This is a genomic window from Bradyrhizobium sp. BR 1432, assembly GCF_051547705.1.
GTDB lineage: Bacteria > Pseudomonadota > Alphaproteobacteria > Rhizobiales > Xanthobacteraceae > Bradyrhizobium > Bradyrhizobium zhanjiangense.
In genome coordinates, this window is record NZ_JBPUGF010000003.1 from 3078646 (window position 1) to 3104264 (window position 25619).

20 protein-coding genes and 2 pseudogenes are annotated in these 25619 nt (G+C 61.5%); 4 read left to right on the plus strand and 18 right to left on the minus strand.

The window, feature by feature from the left end; translation table 11 throughout:
• Positions 1 to 7: 7 nt before the first annotated feature.
• From ACSKB8_RS14665 to ACSKB8_RS14675, 3 genes are all read right to left on the minus strand, one after another.
• A complete protein-coding gene (locus tag ACSKB8_RS14665) occupies positions 8 to 625 on the minus strand; it encodes a CMD domain protein (RefSeq protein WP_438110531.1) in 618 nt (205 codons plus the stop codon).
• 37 nt (positions 626 to 662) lie between these two features.
• Entirely contained in the window at positions 663 to 1697 is a 1035-nt protein-coding gene (locus ACSKB8_RS14670) for a putative FMN-dependent luciferase-like monooxygenase (RefSeq protein WP_438104841.1), read from the minus strand.
• Between the two features lie 120 nt (positions 1698 to 1817).
• The gene (locus ACSKB8_RS14675) at positions 1818 to 2600 is read right to left on the minus strand and encodes a MetQ/NlpA family ABC transporter substrate-binding protein (RefSeq protein ID WP_438104842.1); all 783 of its coding nucleotides are present in this window, start codon (positions 2598 to 2600) and stop codon (positions 1818 to 1820) included.
• Positions 2601 to 3139: 539 nt separating this feature from the next.
• Here ACSKB8_RS14675 and ACSKB8_RS14680 point away from each other — a divergent pair.
• Positions 3140 to 4927 carry a peptide ABC transporter substrate-binding protein gene (locus ACSKB8_RS14680; RefSeq protein WP_438104843.1) on the plus strand — a complete coding sequence of 596 codons (1788 nt, stop codon included), beginning with the start codon at positions 3140 to 3142 and terminating at the stop codon, positions 4925 to 4927.
• Between the two features lie 65 nt (positions 4928 to 4992).
• Here ACSKB8_RS14680 and ACSKB8_RS14685 read toward each other — a convergent pair.
• The 4 genes and pseudogenes from ACSKB8_RS14685 to ACSKB8_RS14700 form a co-directional block, all read right to left on the minus strand.
• Positions 4993 to 5103: pseudogene (locus ACSKB8_RS14685) on the minus strand (NAD(P)-dependent oxidoreductase); the annotation flags it as partial.
• Between the two features lie 296 nt (positions 5104 to 5399).
• Positions 5400 to 5678, minus strand: coding sequence for a DUF2934 domain-containing protein (locus tag ACSKB8_RS14690; protein ID WP_438104845.1), 279 nt, complete (start codon positions 5676 to 5678; stop codon positions 5400 to 5402).
• A 410-nt stretch (positions 5679 to 6088) separates the two neighbouring features.
• Positions 6089 to 6250, minus strand: a complete 162-nt coding sequence (locus ACSKB8_RS14695; protein ID WP_091879971.1) for a DUF2934 domain-containing protein — start codon at positions 6248 to 6250, stop codon at positions 6089 to 6091.
• Positions 6251 to 6577: 327 nt separating this feature from the next.
• Positions 6578 to 6724 carry a beta-propeller fold lactonase family protein gene (locus ACSKB8_RS14700; protein WP_370988405.1) on the minus strand — a complete coding sequence of 49 codons (147 nt, stop codon included), beginning with the start codon at positions 6722 to 6724 and terminating at the stop codon, positions 6578 to 6580.
• Here ACSKB8_RS14700 and ACSKB8_RS14705 point away from each other — a divergent pair.
• Positions 6656 to 7105: a VOC family protein gene (locus ACSKB8_RS14705; RefSeq protein ID WP_438104847.1), complete on the plus strand. Its 450-nt coding sequence runs from the start codon at positions 6656 to 6658 to the stop codon at positions 7103 to 7105. The genes ACSKB8_RS14700 and ACSKB8_RS14705 overlap by 69 nt on opposite strands.
• 200 nt (positions 7106 to 7305) lie before the next feature.
• On the opposite strand, the gene ACSKB8_RS14710 is transcribed toward ACSKB8_RS14705, so the two are convergent.
• The 3 genes from ACSKB8_RS14710 to ACSKB8_RS14720 form a co-directional block, all read right to left on the minus strand.
• Positions 7306 to 9867, minus strand: a complete 2562-nt coding sequence (locus ACSKB8_RS14710; protein WP_438104849.1) for a translocation/assembly module TamB domain-containing protein — start codon at positions 9865 to 9867, stop codon at positions 7306 to 7308.
• A gap of 353 nt (positions 9868 to 10220) precedes the next feature.
• Positions 10221 to 11648 (minus strand): hypothetical protein, encoded by a 1428-nt coding sequence (locus tag ACSKB8_RS14715; protein ID WP_438104851.1) that lies wholly within the window; start codon positions 11646 to 11648, stop codon positions 10221 to 10223.
• Positions 11648 to 13663 (minus strand): autotransporter assembly complex protein TamA, encoded by a 2016-nt coding sequence (locus ACSKB8_RS14720; RefSeq protein ID WP_438104853.1) that lies wholly within the window; start codon positions 13661 to 13663, stop codon positions 11648 to 11650. The genes ACSKB8_RS14715 and ACSKB8_RS14720 overlap by 1 nt, the downstream gene beginning before the upstream one ends.
• A gap of 316 nt (positions 13664 to 13979) precedes the next feature.
• Between ACSKB8_RS14720 and ACSKB8_RS14725 the strand changes: the two genes are divergently transcribed.
• Positions 13980 to 14240, plus strand: coding sequence for a hypothetical protein (locus ACSKB8_RS14725; protein WP_438104854.1), 261 nt, complete (start codon positions 13980 to 13982; stop codon positions 14238 to 14240).
• Between the two features lie 939 nt (positions 14241 to 15179).
• Here ACSKB8_RS14725 and ACSKB8_RS14730 read toward each other — a convergent pair.
• The 6 genes and pseudogenes from ACSKB8_RS14730 to ACSKB8_RS14755 form a co-directional block, all read right to left on the minus strand.
• Positions 15180 to 15392, minus strand: a complete 213-nt coding sequence (locus tag ACSKB8_RS14730) for a hypothetical protein (RefSeq protein WP_438104856.1) — start codon at positions 15390 to 15392, stop codon at positions 15180 to 15182.
• Positions 15393 to 15405: 13 nt separating this feature from the next.
• Entirely contained in the window at positions 15406 to 15603 is a 198-nt protein-coding gene (locus ACSKB8_RS14735; protein WP_438104857.1) for a DMT family transporter, read from the minus strand.
• A 9-nt stretch (positions 15604 to 15612) separates the two neighbouring features.
• A pseudogene (locus tag ACSKB8_RS14740) lies at positions 15613 to 16897 on the minus strand (efflux RND transporter permease subunit); the annotation flags it as partial.
• Between the two features lie 514 nt (positions 16898 to 17411).
• Positions 17412 to 17828: a hypothetical protein gene (locus tag ACSKB8_RS14745; RefSeq protein WP_438104859.1), complete on the minus strand. Its 417-nt coding sequence runs from the start codon at positions 17826 to 17828 to the stop codon at positions 17412 to 17414.
• Positions 17829 to 19258: 1430 nt separating this feature from the next.
• Entirely contained in the window at positions 19259 to 19765 is a 507-nt protein-coding gene (locus ACSKB8_RS14750) for a hypothetical protein (RefSeq protein ID WP_438104861.1), read from the minus strand.
• Positions 19766 to 19774: 9 nt separating this feature from the next.
• Positions 19775 to 20908, minus strand: coding sequence for a hypothetical protein (locus ACSKB8_RS14755; protein ID WP_438104863.1), 1134 nt, complete (start codon positions 20906 to 20908; stop codon positions 19775 to 19777).
• Positions 20909 to 22081: 1173 nt separating this feature from the next.
• Between ACSKB8_RS14755 and ACSKB8_RS14760 the strand changes: the two genes are divergently transcribed.
• Positions 22082 to 22321, plus strand: coding sequence for a hypothetical protein (locus ACSKB8_RS14760; protein ID WP_438104864.1), 240 nt, complete (start codon positions 22082 to 22084; stop codon positions 22319 to 22321).
• Positions 22322 to 22861: 540 nt separating this feature from the next.
• On the opposite strand, the gene ACSKB8_RS14765 is transcribed toward ACSKB8_RS14760, so the two are convergent.
• Both ACSKB8_RS14765 and ACSKB8_RS14770 read right to left on the minus strand, forming a co-directional pair.
• The gene (locus ACSKB8_RS14765; protein ID WP_438104865.1) at positions 22862 to 24193 is read right to left on the minus strand and encodes a tyrosine-type recombinase/integrase; all 1332 of its coding nucleotides are present in this window, start codon (positions 24191 to 24193) and stop codon (positions 22862 to 22864) included.
• Positions 24194 to 24691: 498 nt separating this feature from the next.
• Positions 24692 to 25531 (minus strand): universal stress protein, encoded by an 840-nt coding sequence (locus ACSKB8_RS14770; protein ID WP_438104866.1) that lies wholly within the window; start codon positions 25529 to 25531, stop codon positions 24692 to 24694.
• Positions 25532 to 25619: the final 88 nt, after the last annotated feature.

Below are 25619 nucleotides of genomic sequence, written 5' to 3' on the forward strand. Positions count from 1 at the left end.
GATCTCCTTACGCGCCGGCCGCGGTGCGCCCGAGCGAAGCGCCGAGCACGCGCAGGCCAGTAACGACGCGCACCTGGAATGACAGGAACGCAACGAGCTGGGAGAAGGTGACGATGCCGGTGTTCGACCAGCCGGCGGCGAGCAGCGCCTTCATGTCGGCGGAGGCAGCATCGCGGGGACGGAACACCAGGAGATGCGCATGCTCGAGCGCCGCAACAAGCCGGGCGCCGAGATCGGGGTTACGTTCCGCGCTCACGCGGTAGATCAGGCCGGCCTTGTTCTCGATCGACAACGGGCCAGCCGGAAAGGCGCCATACGGGCCCGACGTCTTGCCGCGCTCGATCTCGACCTGGATCGCCGCGAGAAGCGCCGCTACATCCACATTCGCTGCAAGCTTCTCGCGATAGAAGGCTGCGACGGGAGACTCGCCATGGAGCCCGGTCACGAAAGCCGCGACCGCGGCACGCTCCACAAGCGAGAAATCACTGACGTCGATCGGCTCGAACAGGGCGAGATAGCTCTTCTGCGCGTTCTCGCGCGCCTGAAGGCGGCGTGCGCGGATGGCATCCAGGGCCGATCCCGGTTCGATCCCGGCGAGCGTGTCGATGATATCTTTTGTTGCCATCATTCAGCCTCGTGCAGCACGATCACACTCATTCCGACTAGACCGCCAGCGCCACGTCGGGCGCCGTCCGGGTCCAGCCCAGCGCCGGCGCGACCTTGTCTGCGACCAGTTCGATCGAGCGCAGGATGTGGGGATGCGGCGCATCGACCGAATGCGCCTGGAATACCAGATCGGTCACCCGTTCCAGCGTGGCATCGGTGCGGAGCGAGGCGATGACGTCGTCGGCCGCGCCGACATGGGTGTCGAACGCGGTGATCATCTCCTCCAGCGTCTCGCCGGGCTTGGCGTGGCCGCCCTTGAGGAATTGCGGCAGCGCGCGCCGCAGCCCGATATCGGCAAGGCGCATCGCCTCGGCCCGGTCGTCGGCGACGAAGACGCTGCGCGAGGCCATGATGCGCGGCTCGCGTCCCGGCGGCAGCGCGTCTAGATAGGCATCGATGATCGGGTTCTGGATCTCGGCCAGCGTGGCACGCGGCGCCTCCTTGGTCCGCGGCTGGGTGCGCGACAGCAGCAAGCCATCGCCGGCCTTGCCGGCACGGGCACCGCCCGCGACCGAGAATGTCGCCTGCCAGATCCGCTCGCACAATTGCGGCCGCTGCGGATAGAGCGTGTCGCCACCATCAAGCGGCTTGCCGGCCAGCGCGGTGCGGACGACGTCGAGATTGCGGGCAAAGATCTCGTTGCGCTGCGCGCTGTCGAGACCGAAGGCGGCGAAGGCCGACGGGTTGCCGCCGGTGCCGACGCCGAGCTCGAAACGGCCGTTGCAGATCAGATCGAGCACCGCGGCATCCTCCGCCACTCTCACGGCGCTCTCGAGCGGCAAGGTGACGATGCCGGTGCCGAGGCGAATGCGCGAGGTCTGCGCGGCGACGTAGCCGAGGAAGGCGAAGGGCGACGGCAGGCCGCCTTCGCGCTCGTGGAAATGATGCTGCGCGATCCAGGCGGAATCGAGCCCCGCCTTTTCCGCGCGCACGATCTGCTCGGCCGCGAAGCGATATCGCTCGGCCGGGGGAGCCTCGTCGAGCAGCCGTGTGAAAAATCCCAGTCGTTTCAGGTTTGCAAAGCGTTTCATACGACCCCTGCCGGGCGAGGATGGGCCCCGATGATGTCGATTGCCGCAGCTCCAGACAAGCGGGCATTGCGCAGGGCTGCCCGTCGGCATAGCCCCTGCGCTGAAGCCTGGGCAGACTGCCTACCAGCTCGGCAGCACCGCGCCCTTGAACTTGGTCAGGACGAACTCCTTGACCTCGGGCGTGTGGTAGCTGTCGACGAGGGTCTTGACCCAGGGCTTGTCCTTGTCCGCGCTGCGAACGGCGATCAGGTTGACATCGGGCCCCTTCGGGTCCTCGCGCAGGATCGGATCCTTGACGGGATCGAGTTCCGCCTGAGTTGCATAATTGGTGTTGATCGCGGCAGCGTCGACATCGTCGAGCGCGCGCGGCGCCTGCGCCGCATCGACCTCGATGAATTTCAGCTTCTTGGGATTCTCGGTGATATCGAGCACCGTCGGCTTGAAGCCGGTGCCCTCCTTCAGCTTGATCACGCCCTTGTCGCGCAGCAGCAGTAGCACGCGACCACCGTTGGTTGGATCGTTCGGAATCGAGACCTTGCCGCCGTCGGGGATCTCGGCGAAGGCTTTGTGCTTCTTCGAATACACGCCGATCGGGAAGTTCACGGTGAGCGCGACGGCCTCGATCTTGTAGCCGAGGTCGGCCTTCTGGTTGTCCAGGTAGGGCTGGTTCTGGAATGAATTGGCCTGGATCTCGCCGGCATCGAGCGCCGCGTTCGGCACGACATAGTCGGAGAACTCGATCAGCTGGATGTCGAGGCCCTGCTTGGCGGCGATCGGCTTCACCGCTTCCAGGATCTGCGCGTGCGGTCCCGGCGTCACGCCGATCTTGATGGTCTCGGCGCTGGCTGCGGCCGACCAAGCGGCAAGCACGGTCGCGAGGATCAGGGGAAGGCGAAACGACATATTGGTCTCCGTAGGTCTTCGGCAATGATGGAACCGTATTCGCTTCTCTGCCGCGCGAAATCAATGAAATTGAAATCCATATTGGCAGGCGGTGGCGGGCGCACTTTCTCCATTCGGCACCAAACAGGAAACGAAATCACGGCGACGACGGCGCCTTCCGCAGGGTGTGCGGCGCGTCACGGTGCTGGCGATTGGTGTTGTCAGCATCCGCTAAGGCCAGCGCTCCAAGGGGTCATGTGTGGCAATTTCCTGGCGGCTGCAATGAATCTCCGACTGGGGCAACATCACGAAACTTGATGCGCCAGCAGTGACCGGGTTAGCGTTTCGGCGCGGCCTTAGAACTTCCCCAAGTTCACGTAAGTTCGCACTGGATCGCCGCCTGGGTGCTCTCGGGCGGCGATCCGGGTCGTCGCCCGCAGGGGTGCTCCACATCGTCATTTCGTCGCAGGGCCTTGCGGCCTTGCCGGCATTGCCGCCTTGTGCATGATGCAACATGATGGCTGCTGGCGACGATTTGTCTTCGAGGTGGAGGTCATCCGATGAACGAGAACGAAATCCGCAATCTGGTCGCGGAAGTGAAGCAAGGCACGCTGTCGCGACGCTCGTTCATCCAAAAGGTGGCTGCGATCGGAATCGCAGCGCCGATCGCGAGCCAGATCCTGGTCTGGAACGATGTGGCGATGGCGGACGCCACGTTGCCCTACAAGCCGGCCAAGGCGGGCGGCGGCGGCCCGCTCAAGCTGCTGTTCTGGCAGGCCCCGACCCTGCTCAATCCACACTTCGCGATCGGCACCAAGGACCAGATGGCCTCGCGCGTCTTCTTCGAGCCGCTCGCCGGCTGGGACAAGGAGGGCAATTTGATCCCCTGCCTCGCCGCCGAGGTCCCGACCAAGGCGAACGGCAGCCTTGCGGCGGACGGCACGAGCGTGATCTGGAAGCTGAAGCAGGGCGTCAAATGGCATGACGGCAAGCCCTTCACCGCCGACGACGTCGTCTTCACCTGGCAGTACGCCGCGGATCTCGCAACTGCGGCCTACACCACGGGATCCTACAAGGACATCAAGGTCGAGAAGATCGACGACCACACCATCAAGGTGATCTTCAAGGCGCCGACGCCGTTCTGGGCCGATCCCTTCGTCGGCTCGGTCGGCCAGATCCTGCCAAAGCATCATTTCGGCGACTATAGCGGCGCCAAATCGCGCGAGGCACCGGCCAATCTGAAGCCGGTCGGCACCGGCCCATACAAATTCGTCGAGTTCAAGCCCGGCGACCTGATCCGCGCCGAACGCAACGTCGACTATCACGTCAAGAACCAGCCGCATTTCGACACGCTCGAGATCAAGGGTGGCGGCGATGCGGTATCGGCAGCGCGCGCGGTGCTGCAGACCGGCGAATATGACTTCGCGTGGAACATGCAGGTGGAGGAGGAGGTCCTCAAGCGCATGGAGGCGAGCGGCAAGGGCAAGCTCGACATCACGCCGTCCGGCAATGTCGAGTTCATCATCCTCAACACAACCGACCCGTGGACCGAGGTCGACGGCGAGCGTTCGAACGCCAAGACCAAGCATCCGACGCTGTCCGATCCGGCCGTTCGCCGGGCGATCAACCTCCTGCTCGACCGCGATTCGATCCAGAAATTCATCTACGGCCGCGGCGGAGTCGCCACCGCGAGCTTCGTCAACGCGCCCAAGCAGTTCAAGTCGCCCAAGCTTAAATACGAGTTCAGCATCGATAAGGCCAACAAGATCCTCGACGAGGCCGGCTGGAAGAAGGGCGCGGACGGCATCCGCGAGAAGGACGGCAAGAAGCTCAAATACGTCTTCCAGACCTCGACCAACGCCCCGCGCCAGAAGACGCAGGCCATCATCAAGCAGGCCTGCGAGAAGGCCGGCATCGAGATCGAGATCAAGGCGGTCACCGCATCGGTGTTCTTCTCCTCGGATGTGGGCAACCCCGACACCTACTCGAAATTCTACGCCGACATGGAGATGTACAACACCACGCAGCCGCAGCCCGATCCGGAGCGTTTCCTGAACCAGTGCGTCTCCTGGGAGATCGCCAGCAAGGACAACAAATGGCTCGGCCGCAACATCTCCCGCTATTCCGATCCCGAAGCCGACAAGGCCTACAAGGCCGCGCAGAACGAGCTCGACCCGGTCAAGCGCGCCGCGCTGCTGATCAAGGTCGACGAGACTTTTTGCGAGGCTAACGTCTTCCTGCCGCTGCTCTCCCGCAACGTCGTCAACGCCAACGTCAACAACCTCATGGTCGACATGTCGGGCTGGGACGTCACGACGTGGAATCTAGCGAGCTGGTATCGCACCTGACGCCACAGCACGATCACGGGGAGCGCGCTCTCCACGACCGTTCACGCGATCATTGACGCTGCAGGTCAGATAAACGGCTTGCCGCCAGTGACGGCGAGGGTCGCCCCTGATATGTAGCTCAAGAGCGGATCGGCGAGCATGACATAGGCGGTGGCGAGCTCGGCCGGCTCAATGGGTCCATCGCAGGCCCTTATGGACACCTTGCACCGGACCTCCATCATCTTCCCACTGTGTGATTCAGGTCACAGTAGAATCATCCGCCCTCGCCTACAACAACCGTGCATGGCCGCAAACAAGGTAACGGCGGTACGCACGAGGCTGGGGAGGCGATCAACAGCTACGGACTTTCGAAGCCGCCAGGGTGAAGACCTCGGCGGCTTTTTTCTATGGCAACAAGACGGGCGGCCGGAGCCAGCGCCATGCTGCCAATGCGGGACATCACCAGCGCCGGCGGCGATCGTCGCTATTTCGGTCAAAAGCCTTTCCTTTGTTCGCGCCCTTCTTCCACCTGCCGCTCAGCCTCCAGCCAGAATTCCAAGTCGCGGTTGGCCGGACGGCCGGCCTGCTCCCAGAGTTCGTAGGCGCGAGCCCGCACCTTGCCGCGCCGCATCATGCGGAGGAGCTTCTGCGTCAGCTCCTCGGCAAAGCTCCTGAATCGCGTGACAGTGGTTTCGTCCTTGGCGAGCACCGCCGCTCGCGTTGCGAGCTCGATCTGGTGCTCTATCTTTTGCTGCTCGTCCACGGTGAACACCGCGCCCTGCGAACGGACCCGCACCACAGCTCATGCTGCTTAGAGCCTCAATTCATTCTCGAGAGTTCCGTTCCGCGTGCAGCGCAGACGCAGACCACCATTTCGAACTGAGCCGGCCGTGACGGTTCTAAAGCGCGATGAGATTAGGATGAATCGTCATCGCGCTTCAGGTTTCTGTTTACGCATGATCTTTCCGGAAAACCGCTTCGCACTTTTCCGGATCAAGCTTTAATGCCACGTCGTATCCGCTTCGACGATCACGGCTCTTGTTTCGGGATCTTCGGTCGTGTTGCAAGTGCAGGGCATTCCCTCACCGCACCGGCAGCCGCCCAACTTCTCGCTCCAAGGCCGGAGCGGATGGTTTTCGCAGACCCATCCCAGACCGTGGCAGAAGGGGCATTTCTTGCGGGTCACAGCGTATCCGGCGTCCGCGTGGTGTTCGACTTGTCCTCGTTGCGCAACTGCTGCTCGGCCGCCTGCCAAAACTCGTCCTCACGACCTTCGGGCTTGCCAGCTTGCTCCCACAGTCGGTGCGCGCGTTCTCTGATGTCCTGCTCGGTCGGCTCAGGCATGGGCACCTCCTGCTCTAAAGCACGGCCCCATCCTTGGGGAGTATGGGGGCTTGGAGGCGGGGCCGTGCAGACCAGCAATCGGCGGCGACGCTGGCCCGCGGATTCAAGCCGCGATCATGCGCAAGAGTTCCTTTGCTCCCGCGAGCTCGGCTACGCGGCGCGGACTTGGCCAGACGTCGATCGATGATGCGCCTTGAAGGTCGTCGGTAGCGGGGGAGGGATCCGCCATCACATTCCAAAAAAGGAAATCCCTAGTAACTCCAGAAGCTTGGCTGCATGAGGAGCGAAGCTGCGCGGGCTGGCTCGTTACTTGAGATGAGCTCCAGATCAACCTGGCCTGACGAGAATGCAAACGGGACTTCCAACATGGATGGCCCGCTCTGTAGCAACGAGGCCGCCGCTGGTATGGTCGCGCTTGAACAGCTTGATCGTGTCGGTGTCCTCGTTCGCCGCTACCACCTGCAGCACGTGCATCTGTTTGCATCCAACGTCGATGCCACCATCGACTTCTATAGGACTTGGTTCGATGCCGTGGTGATGTGGGACGGAGATGTCGCGGGTGCGCGGAATGTCTTTATCAAGGTCGGTATTGGCGCCATCCACCTCTACGACCAACTGCCGCGCGGCGAGGGCAAGAACGCTGTGCATCATCTCGGCATGCAGGTCGTCGGCATCGACGAGCTGTACGAGCGCATGAAGGCCGCGAACCTTCATATTCCCAATCCGATCCGCCGCCTCGGCGGAGGTGGCGGCTATTTCATGCTCGGCGCGCCTGATGGCGTCGTCATCGAGGTCTTCGAGCCGGGCAAGCTGCGCGAGCCGGCGGTGCGCGACTACTACGGCTTCGGGGGATGAGGCCCGCGGACACCGCGCCTCCGCTCGATGCAATCGCCGACCTCGTCGCCACTCACGCTGCGAGCACTCCAGCCAGGGGATATCGATTTGCCATGCAGCTTCGATTTTCAAACAGCAGACGCGCCTTCGCGTTCTCGCGGCACGACACATAATCGCCCCTCTCGGATGAGCCGGGATGGGTCGAAGAAATCGCTTTTGCGTTACCATTCGAATCGCGTGCCGACCCCGACGGATGTCGAGCCCTTCGCATCAACATCCGACTCGACGCGGATGTGGCGCGTCACGTCGACATTGGCCGACACACCTGACTGGCTGGGGCTCGCGCCCGTCCGCACACCCACGCTCAGCCTGTCGCCGATCGCGCGCGAGGCGCCGACCATCGGACCGCCCGCCCCGGCGCCCACGTCGAGATTGTCGACCCCAAGCGAGCGGCGCATGCGATCCACCGTTCCCTCGCCACCGCTTGCAAACTGAGCCGCGGCCCCTGCGAGCTGTACGGCCTGCGAGGTCGTCAGGCTGCCCGAGGCCTTCTGAAAGAGAATGCGCGACAGGATCTCATCCTGCGGCAACTCGGGCTGCGAATGGAAGGCGAAGGCCGGCGCGGCCGCCGGTCCCGAGATTCCGACCTGTGCGGTGATGTCGGAAGCCTGTATCTCTGCCGCGAAATCGAGCTCGGGCGCGAGATCTCCGTTGAAGGAGAGATTACCCTTGGTGAAGTTCAACGTCTTTCCGAGCACCACCAGCTTGCCCTGGAAAAGCGAGAAGGCGCCCTTCGGCACCGGACCGTTGGTCGTGCCACCCACGTGAATGGAGCCGCCGAGCTCCGCAGTCGCCCCGCGGCCATGGATGAAGACGTGGTTCGGCGCCGAAACCGTCACGTCGAGCGACGCGTTGAAGAGCGCCGGGCGTGCCTTGCTGCCTTTCAGCGTCTCCGCCTTGCGCTCCGCCGCAAGGCGTGCAGCGGCCTGGCCCGAGGCGTTCACATGGTTGATTCCGTCGATCGGCTTGAGCGTCGAAGGCAGGCGGTCCGGAATATCGACATTGACGCGGGTCAGGTCGATGCGACCGGCAATCCGTGGATCGCGCGCCAGGGCGCCCGTGACGTCGAGGGCGAGATTGGCCTGAGCGGTCGTCAGCGCGCTGGCGGCGAGGGTCGCCTGCTGGCCACGGATCGAGACCGTGCCTGGGAAGCCTGCATCCGGGGCGACCCTCACCTGGCCGGAGCCTGACAACGTGCCGCCGTTGGGCGTCACCGCGGCCAAGCGCTCCACGACGATCCGCTCCCCTTCGGCGGTGATTTTCGCCTCGATGGCATCGAGGCGCGTGCCGAGCATGCTGTCGCGGAAGGTGCCTCCGCTCATGGTGGCGACACCGCCGATCTCAGGCTTCGCGCGCGTGCCGCCGACACGGGCATCGAGCGCAACGCTACCGGACACGGTGCGGCCGGAGGCGGAGAGCATCGCATTGGCGACGGCGGCATCGAGACGGCCCTTCGCGGTCAGCGCAATCGGGCCCGTGGCGTCGAGCGGCAGCGTGCCCGACGCCGTGAACGTGCCGGCTTTTCCCGCGGCAACTGTAGTGTTCAGGCTCGCGCGGCCTCCATCGAGCCGCCCATTCGCGGCAATGTCGATCGGCGGCAAGCCCGCGCTCCTGGTCTGCGGCGCCGCGAGCTGCTTGACGGCCACGTTGTATTGACCCATCGGCGCGCTCGCGGAGCCGGCGATCGTGGATGAAGCGTCAAGCGTCCCGGCGAGCCCCAAACCGGGCACCGCGACATCGGCCGCGCCGAGCGGGATCGCACTTGCCACGGCCTTGAGGTCGAGCGCCTTGCCGGCCTTGCCATCGACGGTGAAGCGGCCAGTCCCAATTCCGAGCGCCAGATGCTCGATCAGCACCGTGCCGTCTTCGAGCGTGAAGCCTGCGGGCCCCTGCAATACGATCGCCTTGGCGCCACGCCGTGCGGTGAAACGATTGAGATCGAACCGCGTCCGTTCCTTGGACGTCAACGCACCCGCGGCATCGAGATCGAAGCCGGCAGCCTTGGCGGAGAGACCGATCGTGCTCGTATCGGCATTGCCCCTGGCCGTCAGCGCGATGTTCGAGACGGTCTGACCGCCGAACTCGGCATCGTTGACGCGGGTATCCGCATTGAGCACCGGATGGCTGTAGAGATCGGCGCCATCGGCGCGCAGATCGAAACTGCGGATGGCCATACCGGCGGCACGGATTCCTGCGCCCTTGCCAACGAGACGGACGGACTGCTGGCCGCCATCAGCCGAAGCGGCAAGGTCGAGTGAGGCCGAACCGGCGAGTTCTGTGAGAACAAGCGGTGAGAGGTCGGCGAGCGCCCCAGCAGCGAAGCGAATCTGCCCGCTTGCGAATCTCTGCGCGTCGACCGTTCCTGCGCCCTTCAGCGACACCGAGCCGATCGCGATGTCGAGGGTCTTTGCGTGCCATCCGGCAAAGGCGGGAGCTCCGCGATCGTCACGCTCCGACGATCGGCGGCTCACCTGAACAATCCCGTGCGCCGGGTTGCCGTCGATGGAGCCGCTGAGCTTGGCGTCGACGGCACAGAGCCCGTTGATGTCGTTGACCGTCGCGGCGAGTTCCAGATGCGGAATGGGGCGCCGCATCGCGGTGGCGCGATCCACCGAGGCCCCGAACGAAACGCCGGGATGCGCGAGCCCGCCGGTCATGCCGACGTCGAGAGCTCCCGCACCGGTGAGGCGCGCATCGGCCGCCGAGAGATCCGGCAGGTCCACACGGGCCGACAGGTCGCTCGAGTTCGCGCGTCACCGTTCCCTTGACGCGAACCGCGACATTGGCTCCATCGAGCGACGCGCCGCGGACCGTGTAAGTGTCGCGGCCATCGGCAGAGAGATCGGCTGCGAGTGCGAGCCGCGCTCCCGCGAGCCCGTCGAGCGCCGCAAGTCCCGTCGCAAGCTTCTCGCCAGTGCCTGACATTCGGGCGTCAAAGCTGCCACGCTGGAGGTCCGCGTCGAGATCGAGGCCGAACGCCGCCGAGCCCTTGAGCTTCAGCCCGGCAAGGTCGGCAAAGTTGCCGAGGTCGGGCACGGTTCCGGCAGCACGGCCATGCAGGCGATCGGCGCTGACATCACCTGTATAGGTCGCCTGAACCGTGGAGGTACCGATCTCGAGACGCTCGATCCTGGCGCGGCCGCCGAGGTCCGTATCGCCGTGGAGCACGAGCGATGCGGTGCTGCCGATCGCGGCCGCCAGAACTCGCGTCGCGTGCCGCAATGCCGGAGGCGCGCAGGTTCGCGTCAAGGATGATACGCGTTGCGGGATCGCTGGCTTCGGCGCGAGGGAGGGCCGTGACAGAAGCGTCAAGCGTCTCGACGTCTCCGTCCGGTAGATGAGCACCCGACAGCGCGAGCTTGACCGATGCTGTGGGAGCCTTGATCGGGCCGTTGACGTGGCTATCGAAGACGAGGCTGCGGATCGAGCCGTGGTCGGTTTCGGTCACGTCGCCGTTGCTTGGCAGGGCGCGGATGGAAGCCGCGAAATCCATCATCTTGTCGGCTCCGAGCAAGCCCTTCGCGTCGAGCCGCGCAAGACGGCTCGTGAGCGTCAGCCCGTTCAGGGCGACGCTGCCGTCGTCACCAATACGCGTCGTGCTGTCGAGCTTGGTTTCACCGGCAAAGACCGGCGCGGCAATTGCCGGCAACAACGGCCCGAGATGGCTAGTAAGGCGCGTTGCAAGCACTCGGCCCGCCCCGTTTCGGTCAAGCGTAATCGTGCCGGTCGCATCGATTGTGGGGCCGGCCTGCAACTTCAGGGCACCTCGAAAGCTGTCGAGCGTACCCTGGCCGCCCACTGCGAATGTGACGGGCGGCTCGCCCGGCAAATGGCCGAGCTTCGACATGAGTCCATGGGCCGGCTCGTCAAGCGTGACGTTGAGGGTCAGCGCATTTCCCTGCGGAACGTAGGCGAGAGCGGCCTTGAAGCGGCCCGGAAAATCCTTGCGGATGGCGTCGAGATTGAAGACGAGCCCTTCGGCGGGCGAGCCGAGCTCGGTATTGCCGGTCGCCGCGACACTGAGGGCTTCACCCAGAATGGACTGCCCAAGCGTCAGGGCTCGCAGGTCGAAAGCCTTCACCTGCACCTTCACCGGAAGGTCGGGCAGGATCGGCTGGTCGGACTCGGCGACAGGCTGGTCGGATGGCAGAGGCTTTCGCCTGATCTCAAGCGTGCCGATCTCGAGACGGTCGATCTCCAGTCGCCCCAGCAGCAGTGCGCTGCGTCGCCAGACGAGGCGCGCCTTGTCGAGCGTCAGCCAAACTCCGTCCTTGTCGGTGATGCTGACGTCGCGGACCGTGGCATCCGAGGACAACACTCCATCGACGGCGCCGACATGGACCTGGGTCGCCGGCGTCGAGAGCGTTCGCGAGACAAGACTGGCCAGCACATCCTGCTGGTTCTCGCCGCTCCCGCCCACCATTCCGTAGCCTACGAGGCCGAGCAACGCGACGCAGACGAGCCCGACGGCGGAACGGACAATGAGCGGCCGTCGGATGCGCATCAGAACGCTTGCCCAATGCTGAGATAGATTGCGTAGCGGCTGTCGCCGGGGCGTGGATTCAGCGGCGTCGCAACATCGAGGCGGATCGGGCCGACCGGCGTGAGATAACGCAAGCCAAGTCCCGCCCCGTAGCCCACATAATCATCGAAGCCCGGCAGGGATGATCGGGAGGCGCTGCCAAAGTCGAAGAATGGCACGAGGCCGATGGTGGGCGTGATCCTCACCCGCACCTCGGCGGAGCCCTCGATCAGGCTGCGACCACCGGTGATTTGACCGAACATCATCGGCGAAATGGTATTGAACCCGTATCCGCGCACGGATCCGCCGCCGCCAGCGAAGAAGCGATGCGCATCCGGGATCTCGGCGAGCGGCGCTCCCGCAAGCGAGCCTGCGGCCAACCGGCCCGCCAGAACGTAATTGGCCTGCTCGTCGAGCGTATAGTAGGCTGAGCCCGCGATCCGCCCTTCGAATAGATCGATCGTGGAGCCCATCAGCTTCGGATAGGCATTGACGGTCGCCGAGAGGCGCACACCGCGCGTGGGATCGAGCGGATTGTCGGTGGTGTCGTAGCGGCCGGTCGCGGTGAAGCCGATCAGCGTCGCGTCGACCCGCCCCAGCACGTCCAGCGATTTCGATTGCTCGACCTGAAGGCCGGCCTGCAGCGAAGCCGCCTCCGAAAAGCGGTGGATCACGCCGAACGTGCCGCGCACCGTATCGTCGGCGTAACCGCCGAGGTCGTTGTTGCCGACACGCTCGCGGAACGCAGTGGCCTCGACCAGAAGATCGTTGGCCGTACCGAACATGCCCGGCTTGATGAAGGTAGCGGTCAATCGCGCGCCAAAATCCGACGCGTGGAGATTATGGAAGCCGTTGAAGGACGTGCCGTCGACCCGTTGCAGAAGCGAGGCCGAGGCTTCGAGCCTCAGGCGCTCGCCGCCGCCGAATATGTTCCGATCCTCGTAATAGCCCGCAATGCCGGGACCATCGACGGTGGAATATTTCGCCGAGAGACCCACCGCGTGCCTGGGCCTTTCCGTCAAATCGATGAAGACCGGCAGGTTGCCATTGGCATCGAGCTTGTCGGCCTCGCGGATGCGAATTCCTCCGATGGCTGGGATCCTTGCGATCGAGGTTTTCGTCAAGGCGAGCCGCTCGGGCGAATAAGGCTCGCCTTCCCTCAGGTGGACATGCGTGGCCACGACCCTCGGGTCGACATCTCCGCCCGAGATCGTGACGGCGCCGATGCCGGCTTTGGGGCCCGCTTCGACCCGCAGCCGAAAATCCATTGCGGCGGCCGCATGATCGACGGTGGCCTTGACGTCGGCGATCTTCGCAAGCGGATGTCCGTTGCTGCGGAACCAGTCCACGAGCTTCACCTGCGCGGCGCGCAGGTCGGCCGAGATCGCGGGATCGCCGGACTTCAGCGCAAAGGCGCGGCGCGGCAATCCACGCGGCGCTTGCTCGCGCGCATAGTCCACTTCGACGGTGCGCAGCTTGAACAAGGGACCGAGCCGTGCGGTGACCTTGATTGGAACGACCGACCGATTGCGAAAGGTGTCGGCCCGACGCGCCGCGGCGGCGAGCCCGGTCTCGTCGGGGGATACGGGAACTCCGTCCACGGTTACATCGATCTGGGCGTTATAGCGGCCAAGCCCCCAAAGGGCATCGAGCAGCGGATTGATATCGGCCTGAAGCCGGCGCACGAGACCTTCGCCGTCCGGCGGTGGTTCCTGTCGGAGGCGATAGGTGCCGGAGGCATCGCGCAACACCTGCTCGGCGTCACTATCATTCTTGCCATCCAGCGTCTTGGCTTCAATCTCCAGCCGATAGGACAGCGTCGTGGCGCTGACCGGCGGCGGATCGTCGGAACCGAAAAGGCCAAAGAAATCGAGCGCGTGAGCCTGCTCGCACAGCGACCAACCGACGACGGCGACACACCCCGAACGCAGGATGCGTCGCGCCGCAGCGACAAAATATCCTCGCCTTGCCCGCCGCAGCGGCAGGCATCGTCGCAACACAATTTGCTTGATTGTTCCGCTCCGTACTCGCCTGTTGACACCAGGCACCACACGCGAAATTGATAGACATCATGATGGACAATGTAGGGCACAGAAAAAATCGTCTTCGTGATCTTCTATTGATTGAACAAAGACCACGACGTTCAAGAAAGCTCCACTGTTCAGGTACGCTCCACGAAAAAATGCTCTAGAAACCGTGTGCCCCATCCGAAGAGTTCCGCACGCGACTCTTTGCCATTATTGTGTTTGGACGGCATTCCGGTAACGAGTCCTCTCAGAATTTCTTGCAACGAGGAGCATCCACATCGGAATCATGATCGAGAAATTCAAAGGCGTGATTCCGGTAGCTGCAGAGCAGCCATGGCAAGCTCAAGCGCCTCTATCCGCACTGCACTTCCCCAAAGGCGTCCCGGCAATCGCCACCGGCGATGCGCGAGCTATTTCGATCATGACAAGTTTGAGCTCTTCGCGCTCGTCTCACACCATCGACGTCGCTGAGATGATCCAAACAAATATCCTGAGTGCGTTTGGATTGGGGAAGCGATCGATGAAAAAAGTGCCCGCTTCGCCATGAACTGCCGCCAGACATGCGTAGGCTCCTCGCCCCGCCAGGGCGCGTTTGACGTGGAGATCAAAGGCCCCTTGCGACCGGGCTCTCGACGGTTGCGGCCTAGGTCAACAACCAGAAGAGCCCTGTCGATTGGGTGAAGCCGGATGGCGGCGCATCGTGCTGCCTTCGATTGAACCCGGACGCGTTTAATATCGCAGGAGCGTTGGGCGCTTCTGGTCGGCATTCCCGAAGTCGGAGCTTCAAGTCGGTGACGGCGCTTGGTTTGGAGATTTATTCGCCGTTCTACGCCTCGGCTTTGGCGATCTGCCGATCAATGTTCTTCCGGCCGCCTTGGATACGCGTTCGGAGACGGTAGAGGCAGCGGCGCGGCGTTGTTAACGATGGACGCGTCAACGGTCGACGGTATCGGCTCAACCGCCATTGATCCAGCGCTGGCGACCACCCGTGTCGCCGGCCCGAAGCGCTACCTTCGAGCGCATGGTGTCGCGGAAAATCGTAGCTTGGCGGAGAAACTCGTACGATTGGTAGCGGGGGAGCGCTACCGCCTTTCCCCACACCAACCAAACCTACGATACCTCATCCAATCATTCGCATAGGGCAGTTCGCGAGCCCATGGGAGAAGTGCAGGTTACCTTCACAAAGAGGAATATTGAAAGACCTCCGGCGGCAGATCAGGCCAACGGAACCTCTGTCGCGCAAAATCGAAAGCGGGCCCGCACTCGGCGGCGACAGCGCACCGTAAGGCACGTGGTGCCCCCTCGTCGGCTTCCTTCTGACCTAGATTGCAGGTTCAAATCACGAAGGCGATGCTGGTGATCCTGATCACCCCTGAGGAGTACGACGTCTGGATACGTGCGGCTTGGGATGAGGCCAAGGCGCTGCAGCGCCCGCTTCCAGAGATGCGAAGGTCTCCTTCTGCACACCAATGCCAAATTGCATCGGTCAGGCCTTTTGACCGATGTAGGTATCGAGCGCCGTAAATGTAGGTTCCTTCGTTGAGCCAAAAATGGCGATGGATCGCGTCAAGGACGGTTGATTTCCCGACGTGTTCGCGCCAACAAAGAAGTTGAATGTCTTAAACGCCCCAAGTTCTTGGAGAACCGGTCCCACACCGCGAAAATTTTCTAACGCGAATCCTTCGACGTACTCAGGCATTTGGCTCCTTGGATCACGGGTAGGCGACACCAAGTTGAATGTCCTTCAATGCTACAGAGAGCAAATAGAACGAGACGCGATAGCACAACCCCGTCGCCGCGGCCGGAACAAGCTTGGTGAACCAGTCAGACCTCTGCAGAAGTGCGGATCCTCCGACTTCGCAAATAATGGCCAGCGCGAGATTGCCATATGCGATGAGAGTGGGATGCACTGATCGCCCCTATTCGAGAGGTCGCGTTGAACGCCACGCTTCGGATGTGTTCGCAGGCGAAGGATCGACTGCCGCATCATCGTTCGAAGCCGTCCTTCTTGTCCGCATCACTCGCAGAACGAACGCGAAGAAGGCAGGGACAAAGAAGATCGCAAGAACGGTCGCCGAGATCATGCCGCCGAGAACGCCGGTCCCGATAGCGTTCTGGCTAGCTGCGCTGGCGCCCGACGCGATGGCGAACGGGACGAGGCCGAGCGTGAAGGCGAGAGACGTCATGATGATCGGCCGGAAGCGGACGCGAGCGGCGTCAACCGCGGCATCAGCTAGCGATCGGCCTTCAGCATAGTAGTCCTTGGCAAATTCGACGATAAGGATGGCATCCTTCGCTGACAGGCCGATGATGGCGATCAGCCCGACCTTGAAGTAGAGGTCGTTCGGCATTCCGCGGAGCATCACGGCCAAGACGCAACCGATTACGCCAAGCGGCACGACGAGCATCACTGAGAGCGGGATCGACCAGCTTTCGTAGAGGCCGGCGAGCAGCAGGAAGACGAAGAGGATGCTGAGGCCGAACCAATTGGCGCCTGCGATTCTGATTTGATCTCTTCCAGCGACTGCCCGGTCCATTCGGAACCGATACCGTTCGGCAGCTCGGAGGCAAGTCGTTCCATCTCGGCAACCGCTGCACCCGACGAATGACCTGGAGCCGGCTCGCCTGCGATGCGCACCGTCGGATAACCGTTATATCCAACGATCTGCGGCGGTCCCTTCCGCCACTGCGCTATGGCAAACGCAGACAAGGGCACCATGCCGCCGCCCGCATTGCGGACGTTGAGCTTCAGCAGATCCTCCACCCGAAGGCGGTCGCCCCCCGAGCCTGGATGATGACCCGCTGCATGCGACCGGAGTTCGGGAAGTCGTTAATGTAGGACGAGCCGAGATTGGCCGTGATGGTGTTGTTGATGTCGGCGAAGGTCACGCCGAACGTGTTGGCCTTTTCGCGATCGATAATGAGCAAAACTTGCGCGGCGTCGGACAATCCTTCAACACGAAGGTCTGCGAGCACCTGACTCTTGCCGGCCTTCTCAAGCAGCTCGGCCGCTTCCGCAAGTGCTGCCTGACCCAGACCGTTACGATCCTGAAGCCGAAAGGCAAAGCCGCTAGTGTTGCCAAAGCCCTCGATCGGCGGCGGTGAAAGCGCGAAGCTGGTCGCGTCCTTCAATGTAAGCAATTGCCCGTTGGCCCGGTCGGCAATCTCCTGGGCGGACTGGCCCTCGCCCCGCTCGCTCCAGTTCGACCAACACCTACACCTTGCACTTCGGCGACAGCCAGACGTTGTAGTCGGTGGCGTCGGATGTCGTCACTTCACCGATGGCGACGTCCAGTTGCCGAAGCCCTGAACCGGCGCCCGAAAGCTACGCTGATAGAGCCCCGCTCATATAGGAGGATGTCCTTCTGCTGCTGGCTGCGTTAGTTGCTAATGTTATGAAAGCAGTATCTGCCAATGGGGCTCGATTTCGGCGGTCGGGACCAGAACCCGTGCGCCATGGCGCTTCCTGAAACTTCATTCGGCTATCCAGGCCAGCCCGGAACGGGAGTCGTCCAGGCGGCCAGCATCATGACCAATCAACTCTAGTAGGCGCCTCGCGGATCTCATCGGGATATAAATCCGAAGCGGATATAAGGACCGGCTGCGTGGGGTAGAGAAAATGACTGACTCTGAAATCCTCTCGCATGATCTGTGGAGGGCAAGCCGTCATCGGACAGGAACGTGATGGGAATGTCTCGTAGTCTGTTCTCTGGCATAATCACTGATCGCCTATAGTTCTCGTCGTATCCTTTTCGCCCTTCAGAAGGATCAACGGTTCAGACCGTTCGGGCTTTCGCTCCACCCGCTGTGAGATCATCTGTAGGAGAGCTTCACTCGATGTTGCAGCCTGATAATCGTAGTGTTCTGCAGAACGCAGAACTTCGATCGAGCTTGAGTGCAGAACTCGACTGAGAACCTGATAGAGCGTGATCGTCTCGGCGCCTTCCGCAAAAAAAGAGGCCACAGGCGGCGGCAAGAGCTTGCATGTCGGCACGCCGATTGCCCGCATTTCCTTTACCGCAGCGGATGCTTCCGCGAAGTTGCGTGTCGAGGCAGCAAACGTGAGGAGATCACGTCTAAAGAGCAGCTCTGCGACGTTGTCGACGTCCTCTTCAATGTCGTTGTTGCCTCCCAAATCTCTCGCCTTCATCGAGGCAAAGCATGAAGCCGGGTGAGCGACTCAACGACTTGATCGTAGAGAAAGTAAAGGTCGCTGCTCATCGTTTGGGACCGCCTGTTAGACGCGCTAGCTGCCGTCCAGAGACCTCATGGCGGCAATCATCAGGGCCCCCTAAGTGAGCCGACCGGCTGAAGATTGAGAGTCGGCGACAAACCCACACGCTCCCCATATCCTGCGATATCCGCATTCTCGTTGAAGTTGATTGCCATGCTCACAAACGTCACTGCCTCCTTGCGGCGATCCTGACGCTCCTGGGCGTCCTGAAGCGCCCCCAAGCTTGCTCATACAGCCGGAGAAGACGTCGGCAAGTTGATCGCGTGCATATTCAACTGGACGCTGCAAGGCAGAGATAGACGCTTCATGTCGCTGGTGTGCATTTCTGTCTCTACTCAAGCTTGCTCGGCCGGCGTGTTGGTAGGAACAGAATTGATTACCTCCTGGCAATATACAAAGAAGAGGCCCGCCAACTTCGATCGCCCTGCTGCTGAGTGATCCGGCTTCGAAAGTATGAACCCGAATATGGCGTCTGTCGCGCTCTTCGCGGGCTGTGATGCTGCCGGAGAAACAGCGGAAACGATGAGACCGATGGCCAATACCCAGAGGACTGAACCGCGCATCAAATTATCTCCCCTTCATCGCTCGGCGATCTGGCGGGCGCGGTACGCCTTAATCATCGCCTCAGTCACGTCCGTGGGATAGCAAAGCGGCGACCTTCCGCCCGGCCGACTGTAAGCGCTGCGACCACCGCACGCGCGACCGTTCCGCATGCTGTCATCTGGGCAAGCACAGGGATGGCCGGTCGCGTGGTATGCTCGGCGGCTCTCGGCCACGATCAACGCAGCGATGGCCGCGGCGGTTAGGACGGCCGCGGTCTCTTTGCCTTTCGACTGGGCTTGCGCCGGCGATGAAGCCGGAGCGGCTTGGCGCGGCGCCGGGGATGCTGGCTGCTGAGCCTGCGGCCTGATGTCCAGCGGCGCCGACGGGAGCGCCTGTGGCGCTCTGGGAGCTTCTGAGCGCGGATCCGGCCTCGGCGTCTCTGAAGGCCCCCGCGAGGCTTGAGCAAACGTCGCGGGCGCCGACGGAGGCGCAGCAGGCGGCGCAAATCCGTAGATCAGTGCCGCAACCGCCAGCACAAAGATGATGATAATGCGCATCCCCAACCTGTTTCCCCAGGGCAGCCTTCCGCAACTTGCGCGGGAGATCAAGGCACCTTTCGAACTATGCCGACCTTAGCGAGCCCTGCCTTCCGGGCGCGATCATCGCCTTGTCTAAGTCGTCGATCAGCCAGAGGCTCGGGCGCCCCTCAGAAACATGAGGCTGGAGTAACTCGTAACCGGCGGCCAATTCCCCGCGCGGATCGCAGAGCGGGCGAGTGATTTCAACGATCAGTTGATGGCTACCGTTAAACGGCCAGAAAGATCCGTCGTGAGCTTTTTCCGAGCAGTCAGCACCTCGCTAACGGCTTCCCAGTATCCTTTCATGCCTTCGGTCCCGTTGACCGAAGAGATCTCGTCATTCAACCGAACGAGACTCGCGCGATATTCTGCCGCGGCCGACTTGTCAGAGATCAAACTATCAAGATACTGAAGCTCGGAATATTGGTGATTGATGTTTGTCCGCAGCTGGCTTTTTGCGCCGGTACCGCTCTCCGAGTCCATGATCGAATGCGCAAGGATCGCAACGAGCGTGTCGAACTGTTTGGTGGACTCGATGAACGAGACGATCTGCTCGGAGGTGCGCTTCTCGACAGCGTCCTGTCGGTGCTTGTAGTAGTCCACCCCCTGAGTGGCGATGAACGCCAAGAGCGCATACAGCATCGCCAACACGCTCGCGGGCTGCAATGTCGCGCGTGCCGTATCCCTAAGATATGTCTTCCACGTGTCGATATACATATCCGGAACCTACTTCGCCGAGGACTGTTCCTTGAGGCCAGTATTTACCTTGGTCTCCGCGATCTTCTTACAGAGGTTCTGCCACCGAGCGTACCCCATCAGCTTTAACTGCTCCAGCGTTTCTTGAGCCACGTCGGCTGTGCAACTGTCGCCCGCGGGTGCCGCAGAGTTCTTGATTGTAATTGTCTCGGCTTGGGCTGCGGTCCAACTTGCCATCGCCCCCAGCGAAGACAGCGCGATCAATGCGGCCACTACCAGTGGCACAGTCCGTTGACACGAAAGCGTTAAAGATCCTGGCGAATTAATGTTAACGCTAAGGTCTGGTATGTAGGAGTGGTCCGTGAGCAAATCAATGATGCCATCCCAACCGTCGGCGTCGTGGACGGCCTCGCGAGCACCTGAGGTGCCGAGATTGTGCTGCTGCGACATCGCCGCCACCGCGTTAAAAAGCTGCTGGATGCGATAGTCGTCGATGGTGCTAAAGTCAGCTTCGGTTACATCGAATCTGCTCACATAAAGATCTTCGAGTGAGTATGACCCGTACGCGAGTGAAAATATTTCCTGGTAGAATTCCCGATCAAGAGTGGTGAACGCATTTGGCTTCGGAAACCGCCGCAGCATTCCCAGAGACAAGTCGGCTTTTGGCGTCGAGGCTAGCCATTTGACCTTGCGTGTCGGCACCTCGTCGCGATCAAACAGCTCGGGGATTTCGATGTTTTCGAATTTTTCGGGAGCGTCCTGAAGTTCTCCGATTAGGACGTGACCGACCAATTCCCCTGGCGGTACCACCACCAGATCGCCCTTCTTGGCTCGCTCGAAGAACCCTGCAAGCACGCCCTTATGGGTATAGAGCCCGGCGTCGACCCTATCGTATTCGGAGAGCCGACGGCTCGGAGGATCGCTTTGTCGTTTTGATCGATGCCAATTACGGAGTCGGCGTGCGCGCGCGATGCGCGCCAAGATCTCCGGCTGCTCAGAAAACGGCCGACCAGCAAACAGCTCCAAGCCCGGTAGTTGAGGAAAGATCCGGTCGAGCTTGTGGAAGGTGGAATACAGTCCATAGCCCTTTCCGGGAAATGCTATGAAGACTTGGCGATCTGCTGGAACTACCCGGAATTTAAGGTCGAGCGTGATGGCCACCATGCCAAATCCATAAAAGACAAAAACTTTGGAAAAACCGCCTGAGAATCGCGTGCGTTTTCCAGACGCAACTGTGAGGCGGTGTTGCAGAGACAATACACGGAGTCAATTGGACCCGCGCCTGTTGGCGGTCCTCGACTACGCAATCCACATCAGAGGCTGCGCTGAATAAGTCACCAACAATACTGTTAGGGCCGATGCTAGGGCCGGCGCTCGCAAAGAGCAGAATTATTCATAAAAAACAATTGCTTAATGGATATTACTGGCGGAGGGGGACGCCCTTTTCGATACGCCGCAAGGCAGCATATGCTTCAAGCTTGAACGGTTGGAAGGCAACCGCTGGACGATCTGGTATGACCGTGAGCACAACGACTTCGATGGCGCATTCGAGGCCCAATCGGTCGAGACCAGCCGGGAGAGGATCGTCGTGGACGATGCTGGCTTGCTCGCCGATCGGACGATAAGGACACAGGACGAGAAGACCGGCACAATCCTGCCTCAGTGGTGCACTTTTGGAGAGGGATATCCAAGGAGGGGGCAATTCCTCGTGACGCCGAGGGGCAGTTTTCCATGACGCGCGACCGCCTCGGGTAAGGCGCCAGACGGATGAAGCGTGGGATTGCGGCCATAGGCGAGGCCGCGAAGGGCGGCATTGCCCCTGCGCTACGCTACCATTTCCACGTATCGGGGCTCGTCGCGGTAACAAGCACCCCGATTCCGTAGCCGCTGATGGTGAAAGGGCATAGGTGTCGCCATCGTAGCAATTCAGCTGGTACTCCCTGAATCGTTCCGACCAGCGCCAATAATCCCGGTTACCACTGGATGGAAAAAACTGCTTTCCCGGCGAACCCCTGGCGGGCTCAAGCCCATTGACGTGAGCTTGATCTCATTGCCGCCGCTTCTCCACAACACGTGCCCCTTCAGCTTGCCATTGGTCAGATTCACTACAAAGAATTCGTGCCTTCCCTCCGCCCCTCATTGCTCCCTTTTCGCCTTCTCTTTCCTTACTCATCACCGGCCCTCATGGCTCCCCTCCGCGTGAACGGCAGATTCGCCGGAGTTTGCTGACCTGATCCTGCGGTCTCAACTACGTGATTTGGTGGACTCGCAGTCACATCCGGCTCGCACTTCGCCGATAGCTTTCGAGCATCTTGGTAAGCTGGTTGGAAAGGGACAATGCGTATGGCGGTGCGTGCGCGCAGATTGCGGGCGAAAGAGTTCCGGCGGCTGGAGCAGAGTTACCTGCTACAGGCTGAGCATTCACCAGGAGAACTCGAACGGGACAGCTTACTCAGTCTCGCCCGAGGTTTCGGATTTGCGGCCGAGCAAATCGAGAGACGCGCGGTGATCGCCAAGACAGTGGTTCTCTGCGTTATCGCCGCGCTCGCACTCCTTGCCGTCCTATCCATTCCTTAGCGTGCTCCCACGCGCTGCAGCGAATCCAGGGCGTGCGGCGTCCTGGACGGTCTGCAATCCCAAAAGTGCCTGGTCAAAACCTGCTCGAACGGTCCAGTCCAGTCGGACCATTCGTCCTATTTGTACGCCACAGCTACCCAGCAGCCATATCTGCGCTCTCGATTTCTTTTCCGCTTGAGAAGTCTAAGGTCTTATTGCGTCAGACGGATTGTGATTCGAGCGGAGGCATGGGTGGCGAGGACGAAAAGAGCCAGATCGAGGCATTAGGGTCGTCGGATACTGGGACAATGTCGCCTGCCACTAAGCGTCGTCGCAAGAACCGTGGCATGCCACCGCCCGCGACGTTCGATATCGATACGCTGCCAGGCAGCTCCAATTTGACGGCATTGGAGGCAGCCGCGGTCATCCGGCGTACACCCGGAGCGCTGGAGCAGTGGCGGCGCGATCCGAACCACCCGCTGAAATGGCGCTACGTCGATGGCCGCCCGCTCTATCGGGTCGATGCGGTGCGGGACTATCTGGCCAGATGCGATAAGGCCACTAAGCCGTCCCAGCCGCATAATGCTCGCGGAGACGGCCGAGCAGCTCGGCCTTAATCGGGTCCAGTGGATTCGTCCGCTGCAGGCGCACGACCTTACCGACCCGCATCGCGCCGACTAATTCCGCGATGTAGTCATGAGCTGCTTCGAATGCCATCTTGCGGATGATCCACCGTTCGTCATGATTGTAGACCTGATCGATTCCGCTTGGCTTTTGCCCTACACAAAGCCGCTGGATTTCGTTGTCGTAGCCGCAACGTGACATGATGGTGCGCAAGCTGCGCCTCAAGTCATGCATAGTAAACTTGGCGACCCCCGCTTCCTTGACCAAACGGTTGAGCATCTTGGTGAACCCCGACATCTGGCCACCGGTCTTCGGTGACGGGAAGACATAGTCGGACGTTGCGCGCTGAAAATGCTTCGCGGCCGCGAGTACGTCGTCAACGAGGTGAGTGCGCGGGACATCGTGGTGCAAACCCATCTTTGTCCATGCCGCATCGAAGGTGATGCGATCGTGCATGATGTGCTTTTGCCATTCGATCAGGGTTGGCTCGCTCCGGCGCGGGCCACCGAGCAAGCACACCCTAGCCAGGAGCCCAAAGGTGCCGAGCTTGCCCGATGCATGCCAGACCTTGATGATTTCTTCGTCGGTCAGTGCGCGGCCCTTCGTTCGGCGTCCGACCCTTTGCGCACGAGTTTCCTTGGGTTCGCGATAGCCAGCGAGCACATTGTGGTCGACGTAGTCCTCGCCAACGCACCATTCGAGGAACGTGTGGGTGTGCTTGCGCAGGTCCTTGGCCGCGCCCCGCTTACCCGTCTTCGCAACCTTGTCGACGGCTGCCATTATTTGCCGCCGAGTCAGGTCCCCCACGCCGCTCTCGGCGTGCTCCTTGAGCCCGCGCCGCAACGCCGACACTGCCGGCTTCCAGTTGACGACCTGACGTCCGGTCAAGGACGTCTGGTAGGGACCATCTTCGACGATGAGGTCCGCCAGTGTGGTGCGCTGCTTTTCGGCCGCTTGTTGCCGCCTCGCCTCGCGTTTCGCGTCGTTGGGGTCCATGCCCTTGACCACCTCGCCTGCGGCGATGGTGGCAGCCTTGCGTGCGGCCTTCTCATTATATTTGGGCCACGGGCCGAGGGTCTTTCGCTGGGTCCCCCTCACCCCCGGTTTGGTGAAGAGGTAAACCCAGGTTCGACCGCCCGTGGCGCGCATGCGCAGGGCGAGGCCGGGCAGTTTGTCGTCGTGGAGATAATGCTGCGCCTTGCCGAGCGGCAGCGTGGCGTTGCGGATCACCGCGTCGGTGAGCGTCAGCTGGTTGGTCGGCGCTGTCATGATCCCTCCCCTGTGTGCCCCAGGTGTGCCCCACGAGAGGAACCAGCTCTCAGACCTACCCGGCATTCTGTGCCCCAGGGAAAATCTGCGGCGGGCACAACAGGGGCACACAAAATGCAGTATGGCCGCTTATGGCCTACTGAGGCAAAAATTGCCATAAACAACTGTAATAAAATGAATTATTTCGACAAAACTGTGGCTGCGTGTGGTCAGCCTGGCTCTACGGATTGTGGTTCACACGGGAGAGGTCCAAGGTTCGATCCCTTGTGCGCCCACCATTTTTCTTCCTGAACCACCCAGTTTCGAGCGATCGCGGCCGCCTGACGGCCCACTCGCGGCTGTCCGGACCCGTCTCATCAAAAAAATGGAAAAACAACCCCATGCACAGTAGCGGACGCGAGCGGAAACAATGGGTTACGAATTTTCCGAATTTCAGTTGACGCGTCGGGCAAAACACGGGCAGGATGGCATGATCCGGAGAGAGGCCTGCGTGAGGCTCTAATGAGCCATCAGGACAGGCAGATCCGCATGCTCCATGATATAGCTGGTCGCCCCGCCGAATATCATTTGCCGCAACCTGGTGCGGGTGAAGGCTCCCTTGATCAAGAGATCGCAGCCTTGAGCCCTGGCGGCATCGAGGACCGCCTCTCCGGTCTCGCGATTCTCCAGTCCAACCCTTGTCACATGGGCTGCAATGTCATTGTACCGCAGTTGCTGGACGATCCGATCGGCAGATGGTCCTGGTACCCCCTGGCCGCCAATGACGGTTAGGACCGATACCCTTTCGGCCACACGGAGCAACGGCATGGCAAATGCGTTTGCCCGAGCTTGCTCGGTACTACCATTCCAGTGGATCATGATATTTGTCGCGATACTTCTCGGTGCATTCGATGGCGTCAGTAGGACGGGCCTGCCGCTCTCAAACAGCGCGGATTCAATCGCGCGACGGTGAGGGCCCGCAGCATCAACGTCAGACCGTGCCATCACGATCAGATCGAAAGCGCGCCCATAACTTCCGACAACGTCTTCGCCCTCAGGCGCGGTCTCCAGCCAGCCGAAGCATGGTCCGCGCGATCCCGCAGTGGCTCGAGGAATATCGTGCTTCAGCATGAATGCTTCGAAAAAGTTGCGCATGTCGTTCAATTCGGCTTCGGTCTTAACTTGATACGAATCTAAAAGGATGCCGGTGGCCAATTCCGCGGCTACATATTGAGGGATGCCGAACCGGAGTGGAAAGCCTTCGATATAGGCGCCGGAACGTTGCGCGAGGCCTACGACGACATCGAGCGTGGATGTCATCATCGAAATATTTCGAAGCGGGACCAAGATCGTCTTCATTTTGAACCCCCGGTGTTTTCGGTGAACATTGACGCAGGATGCCTAATTTCACTTGGGACGGCGCCTAGGAGATTACACCTTGCGAGCC